This window comes from Micromonospora sp. NPDC005163 (assembly GCF_053599835.1).
In genome coordinates, this window is record NZ_JBSFYP010000129.1 from 514 (window position 1) to 6,373 (window position 5,860).

The 5,860-nt window shown below is 74.9% G+C and carries 7 protein-coding genes; 5 read left to right on the plus strand and 2 right to left on the minus strand.

Annotated features, from left to right (window positions below; all coding sequences use genetic code 11):
- The coding region (locus ACWD6N_RS36970; RefSeq protein ID WP_449941522.1) for a hypothetical protein at nucleotides 1-1,651 on the minus strand (1,651 nt) is incomplete at its 3' end.
- Between ACWD6N_RS36970 and ACWD6N_RS36975 the strand changes: the two genes are divergently transcribed.
- Together ACWD6N_RS36975 and ACWD6N_RS36980 are read left to right on the plus strand one after the other, a co-directional pair.
- Nucleotides 1,640-2,656: a hypothetical protein gene (locus ACWD6N_RS36975; protein WP_387328714.1), complete on the plus strand. Its 1,017-nt coding sequence runs from the start codon at nucleotides 1,640-1,642 to the stop codon at nucleotides 2,654-2,656. The two genes, ACWD6N_RS36970 and ACWD6N_RS36975, sit on opposite strands and share 12 nt — an antisense overlap.
- Nucleotides 2,653-3,678: an HAD-IIA family hydrolase gene (locus tag ACWD6N_RS36980; RefSeq protein WP_354968507.1), complete on the plus strand. Its 1,026-nt coding sequence runs from the start codon at nucleotides 2,653-2,655 to the stop codon at nucleotides 3,676-3,678. Before ACWD6N_RS36975 ends, ACWD6N_RS36980 begins: the two co-directional genes overlap by 4 nt.
- A 31-nt stretch (nucleotides 3,679-3,709) precedes the next feature.
- On the opposite strand, the gene ACWD6N_RS36985 is transcribed toward ACWD6N_RS36980, so the two are convergent.
- Complete coding sequence (locus ACWD6N_RS36985) at nucleotides 3,710-4,048, minus strand: SCP2 sterol-binding domain-containing protein (RefSeq protein WP_354968506.1); 339 nt, start codon at nucleotides 4,046-4,048, stop codon at nucleotides 3,710-3,712.
- Nucleotides 4,049-4,159: 111 nt separating this feature from the next.
- Here ACWD6N_RS36985 and ACWD6N_RS36990 point away from each other — a divergent pair, with 111 nt between their 5' ends.
- The 3 genes from ACWD6N_RS36990 to ACWD6N_RS37000 all read left to right on the plus strand — a co-directional run.
- A complete protein-coding gene (locus ACWD6N_RS36990) occupies nucleotides 4,160-4,774 on the plus strand; it encodes a phasin family protein (RefSeq protein WP_387328718.1) in 615 nt (204 codons plus the stop codon).
- 28 nt (nucleotides 4,775-4,802) lie between these two features.
- The gene (locus ACWD6N_RS36995; RefSeq protein ID WP_354968504.1) at nucleotides 4,803-5,099 is read left to right on the plus strand and encodes a hypothetical protein; all 297 of its coding nucleotides are present in this window, start codon (nucleotides 4,803-4,805) and stop codon (nucleotides 5,097-5,099) included.
- Between the two features lie 38 nt (nucleotides 5,100-5,137).
- The coding region (locus ACWD6N_RS37000; RefSeq protein WP_450006641.1) for a TlyA family RNA methyltransferase at nucleotides 5,138-5,860 on the plus strand (723 nt) is incomplete at its 3' end.

Below are 5,860 nucleotides of genomic sequence, written 5' to 3' on the forward strand. Positions count from 1 at the left end.
CGACCGCGATGGTTCGCGGTCCAGCGCTCCGCGCGAGGGTGGCTTCCGTGGTGGTGACCGCGACGGTTCGCGCTCGGGTGGCTCCCGCGAGGGTGGTTTCCGCGGTGGTGACCGCGACGGTTCGCGTTCGGGTGCGCCTCGTGAGGGTGGCTACCGCGGCGGCGACCGCGATGGTTCGCGGTCCAGCGCTCCGCGCGAGGGTGGCTTCCGTGGTGGTGACCGCGACGGTTCGCGCTCGGGTGGCTCCCGCGAGGGTGGCTTCCGTGGTGGCGACCGCGACGGTTCGCGCTCGGGTGGCTCCCGCGAGGGTGGCTTCCGTGGTGGTGACCGGGACGGTTCGCGTTCGGGTGCGCCTCGTGAGGGTGGTTTCCGCGGTGGCGACCGCGACGGTTCGCGCTCGGGTGGCTCCCGCGAGGGCGGCTTCCGGGGTGGTGACCGTCGCGAGGGTGGTTTCCGTGGTGGTGACCGGGACGGTTCGCGTTCGGGTGCGCCCCGTGAGGGTGGCTACCGCGGCGGTGACCGCGAGGGCGGCGGCTTCCGTGGTGGCGATCGTCGTGAGGGCGGCTACCAGGGCGGCGATCGCAGCCGCTCCGGCCCGTCCCGCGAGGGTGGTTTCCGTGGCGGTGACCGCGAGGGTGGGTTCCGTGGCGGCGAGCGCCGCGAGGGCGGCGGCTTCCGTGGTGGCGACCGCGATGGTTCCCGGCCTGGTGCCCCGCGTGAGGGCGGCGGCTTCCGGGGCGGTGATCGCGACGGCGGGTTCCGTGGCGGCGAGCGCCGCGAGGGTGGCTTCCGCGGTGGTGACCGCGAGGGCGGCTTCCGCGGTGGTGACCGCGACGGTGGTTTCCGCGGTGGTGACCGTCGTGAGGGCGGTTTCCGGGGCGGTGACCGTCGCGAGGGCGGCGCGCCCCGCGAGGGCGGTTTCCGGGGCGGCGAGCGCCGTGAGGGCGGCGGCTTCCGCGGCGGTGACCGTCGCGAAGGTGGCGCGCCCCGCGAGGGCGGCTTCCGGGGCGGCGAGCGCCGTGAGGGTGGTTTCCGGGGTGGTGACCGTCGCGAGGGCGGCGCCCCGCGCGAGGGTGGTTTCCGTGGCGGCGATCGCCGTGAGGGTGGCGCGCCCCGTGAGGGCGGCTTCCGGGGCGGCGACCGTGAGGGCGGCTTCCGGGGCGGCGAGCGCCGTGAGGGTGGCTTCCGCGGTGGTGACCGTCGCGAGGGCGGCGCTCCCCGCGAGGGTGGCTTCCGCGGTGGTGACCGCCGTGAGGGCGGCGCTCCCCGCGAGGGTGGCTTCCGCGGTGGTGACCGCCGTGAAGGCGGCGGCTTCCGTGGTGGCGACCGCGATGGTTCCCGGCAGAGCGCCCCGCGTGAGGGCGGCGGCTTCCGTGGTGGCGACCGTGAGGGCGGCTTCCGCGGTGGTGACCGCCGTGAGGGTGGCTACCGTGGTGGCGACCGCGAGGGCGGCTTCCGGGCCGACGAGCGGCCGCGTCGCGAGGGTGAGTTCCGCCGCGATGACCGTGGTGCGGGCTCCGGTTCGTCCGAGGGCGGGCGCAGCCAGGCTCCGGCGTTGCCGGACGACATCCTCGCGACCGATCTTGACAAGGACGTTCGCGCCGAGCTGCTCTCGCTGAACAAGCCGGTCGCCGAGTCGGTGGCGCGGCACCTGGTCGCCACCGGCCAGTTGATCGACGAGGATCCGGCCGAGGCGCTGGCGCACGCGCTGGCCGCACGGCGGCTCGCGTCGCGCATCTCCGCCGTCCGTGAGGCGGTCGGCCTGGCCGCGTACCACGCGGGGGAGTGGCAGACGGCGATCGCCGAGCTGCGCACGTACCACCGGATGAGCGGACTGCAGAGCCACCTGGCCGTGCTCGCGGACTGTGAGCGTGCCCTGGGTCGGCCGGAGCGGGCCATCGACCTGTTCCGCGGCGCCGACCGGGACAAGCTGGACCAGGCCGTGGCGATCGAGCTGCTGATCGTCGCCGCCGGCGCCCGGGGCGACCTCGGGCAGAAGGACGCCGCCGTGGCGATGCTCCAGGTCCCGGACCTCACGAGCGAGGCCACCGTGCCGTGGACGGCGCGGCTGCGTTACGCGTACGCCGACGCGCTGCTCGCGGTGGGTCGGCGCGAGGAGGCCCGCGAGTGGTTCTCCCGCGCCGCTGACGTGGACACCGAGGGCGAGACCGACGCCGCGGAGCGGCTGCTGGAACTCGACGGCGTGCTCATCGAGGGCGACGACGAGGACGAGATGGCCGAGGAGATCGCCGCTGGTCCGGGTACTCCCGGCGCGGTGCCGGCTCGACCGGACACCGAGCTCACCGCCGGTGACGACGAAGACGACGACGAGGACGAGGACGACGACGAGGACGACGACGAGAACGACGAAGACGACCTCGACGAGGACGACGACCTCGACGACGACGACGACGACGAGGACGACGAGGACGACGAGGACGACCTCGACGACGAGGACTTCGACGACGACGAGGAGGACGGCCCTGCCGGTCGCTCCGGCGTCGACGAGGACCTTGACGGCGAGGACGAGGACCGTCACCCGGGTGAGGTCGAGGCGGACACCACCGCGGCCGATGCGGCTGGCGACGGCGACGCGGTGAACACCGACGGGAGCGCTCCGGACCGGGGTGACGAGTCGGGGTCGACGCAGCGGTGAGCGCGGATGCCGGGGAGCGGCTGATCGACGGGTACACCCTGGTCGTCTTCGACCTGGACGGGGTGATCTACCTGATCGACCGGCCGATCCCCGGTGCCGCCGAGGCGGTGGCCCGGCTGCACGCTGAGGGGCGGGCGGTGGCCTACGCCACCAACAACGCCTCCCGCCGGTCCAGCGAGGTCGCCGACCTGCTGACCGGGATGGGCGTGCCAGCCCGGCCGGAGGAGGTGCTCACCTCCGCTGCGGCCTCGGCGGAGCTGCTGCGCGACCGGCTGCCCGCCGGTGCGCCGGTACTCGTGGTCGGCGCGGAGGCGCTGCGCGCCGAGCTGCGCGCTGTCGGGCTGACCCCGGTCTCCCAGGCGGATGAGAAACCGGCAGCCGTGGTGCAGGGCTACGGTCCGCAGGTCGGCTGGGCCGAGCTGGCCGAGGCGTCGCTCGCGGTGCGGGCCGGCGCGATCTGGATCGCCACCAACACCGACCGGACGTTGCCCAGTGGCCGGGGCCCGCTGCCCGGCAACGGCTCGCTGGTCGCCGTGCTGCGTACCGCGTTGGAGCGGGACCCTGACGTGGTGGTCGGCAAGCCGGAGTCGGCGTTGTTCGAGACCGCTGCCCGGCGTAGCGACGGCGGCCGGGCGCTGGTCGTCGGCGACCGGTTGGACACCGACATCGAGGGCGCCCGGCGGGCCGGGCTGGACAGCCTGCTCGTGCTCACCGGTGTCAGCCGCGTACCCGACCTGTTGGCCGCCGAGCCAAAGCGCCGTCCCACGTACGTCGCGCAGGACCTGGCGGGGCTCTTCGACCCGGCCGCCGTGGTGCGGGTCCCGGGTCCGGCGGACGCTGGCGGCTGGTCGGTGACGGACCGCGACGGTGCGCTGGAGCTGGCCGGTTCGGGTCGGCCGTTGGACGCGTTGGCCGCGCTCTGCGCGGCGGCGTGGTCGGCCCCGGTGTTGCCGCAGATCCGCTCGGTGGGACCGGATGCGGCCCACGCGTTGGAGAGCCTCGGTCTGCCCGCGGGAGGATGACCCGGTCGCCGGCCGAACGCGCCGGCGTTCGTCAGAGCAGCTTGCGCAGCTTCATCAGGTCGAACGGGTTGGCCTTGATCGACACGCGGCGGGAGGCCACTGCCCCGGTGACGTCCAGGTCGCCGCGGACCAGGGCGAGCAGGTCGTCGCTGGACGTGCTCAGCGCGATCTTGGCCTTGGGGTCGTCGCCGTCGGTCAGCTCGACCAGCCGCCCGCCGCTGATCCGGCCGTGGAAAGCGGTCTCCAGGTCGGTGATCCGGCAGGCCAGCGTCCGGTCCAGGTCGATCCGTTCACGCACCGTCTGGGCGTTGCGATCCAGCCGGGCGGCCAGCTCCTGCAATGCCTGCCGGCACTCGTCCACGCTGGCCACATCTCCCCCTTTTTGATCGCCACGCCGTCCTCGGCACCGTACCGCACAGGACAGTCCGGGGTGCCCGGTAGCGTGGCACCTGCACACCCCGCCCCGCGGAAGGATTCAGGCATGCAGGACGCGTGGCGCGCCTACCTCGAACTGGCCATGGGCCTGGCGGAGGCGCCCCGGAAGAAGGCTCAGGACGTGGCGCGTCGCCTCGTCGGCTCCGGCGGCGCGACGGCCGCCCAACTCCAGGCACTCGGTGAGGAACTGGTCACCACCGGCGCGGCCAACCGGGAGGCGCTGACCAAGCTGGTCCGTTTCGAGGTCGATCGGGCCCTCGGCGCGGTCGGCCTGGCAACCGCGGATGAGGTGGCCGAGCTGACCCGACGGGTGCGCGACCTGGAACGGCAGTTGCGCGAGGCGCGGACCGCCGAGCCGTCCGGCGCGCCGCCGGCCGGTTCCACCGCACAGCCTGACCCGACCCGCGCCGCACAGCCCGACGCCGGTCTGGTGCCGTCGGACGGCGAGGCGGGCGCTCCGGTCTCCGCGCCGGTGGCCAAGAAGGCCGTGGCGAAGAAGGCCGTCGCCAAGAAGGCCATCGCGAAGAAGGCCGTGGCCAAGAAGGCCATCGCGAGGAAGCCACCGGCGACGATCAGCCGGACCACCGACGAGGCCCCGACTCCGGCGGACATGCCGACCAAGAAGGCGGTCGGCGAGCAGCGGCCGGACGACACCCGGTGAGCGTCGCGCCGACCGACCGGAGCCCTCGGTGACCGGTGGCGTGCGCCCGGGCCCGCCGCCCGGCGCGCGTCCAGGCCCGCAGCCGGGCATCCGGCCCGGTCCGCCCGCCAGCGGGTCGTTCGCCGCCCGACCGGGCCCGCCAGCGAGCGTCCGCCCGGGCCCGCCGCCGGAGCTGGGGGACGACGAGGCGCGGCACCCTGCCGTCGACGCCGCCGTGCAGGCCATGGCCAACGCGGCGACGCTCGCCCCGGCGGACCAGATCGCGCAGTACGAGGCGGCCTACGAGACGCTGCGGGAAACCCTCGCCACCATCGACCAGACCTGAGCGGGACGACCAGGCCTGAGCAGACCGGAGAACCACCCATGGCACGTCGTAACCGGCTGGACGCCGAACTCGTCCGCCGCGGTCTGGCCCGCTCCCGCGAGCAGGCCGCCGCGCTGGTGGAGGCCGGCCGCGTCCAGCTGCGCGGGGTGCCCGCGCGCAAGGCCGCCGCGATGGTCGACCCCGCCGACCCGCTGCTGGTCACCGGCGCCGACCCGGCCGAGGAGTACGTCTCCCGGGGCGGGCACAAGCTCGCCGGCGCGTTGGCCGTGTTCGGTCCCGCCGGGCTGACCGTCGCCGGCCGGCGCTGCCTGGACGCCGGCGCGTCGACCGGCGGCTTCACCGACGTACTGCTGCGCGCCGGTGCCGCCGAGGTGGTGGCCGTGGACGTCGGCTACGGGCAGCTCGCCTGGTCGCTGCGCACCGACGAGCGGGTCCGGGTCCTGGAGCGCACCAACGTTCGTACGCTCGACCCTGAGGTGATCGGCGGGCCGGTCGACCTCACGGTGGCGGACCTGTCGTTCATCTCGCTCCGGCTGGTGTTGCCGGCGCTGGCCGGCTGCACCCGGGACGACGGCGACCTGGCGTTGATGGTCAAGCCGCAGTTCGAGGTGGGCAAGGACCGGGTCGGCGCCGGTGGTGTGGTCCGCGAGCCGGCGCTGCGCGCCGAGGCGGTGCTCGACGTGGCCGCCCGCGGTGGTGCTCACCGCCTCCCTGGTCGGCTCGGCCGGGGCCGCCGGCCAGACGGTCTACGCGGCCAGCAA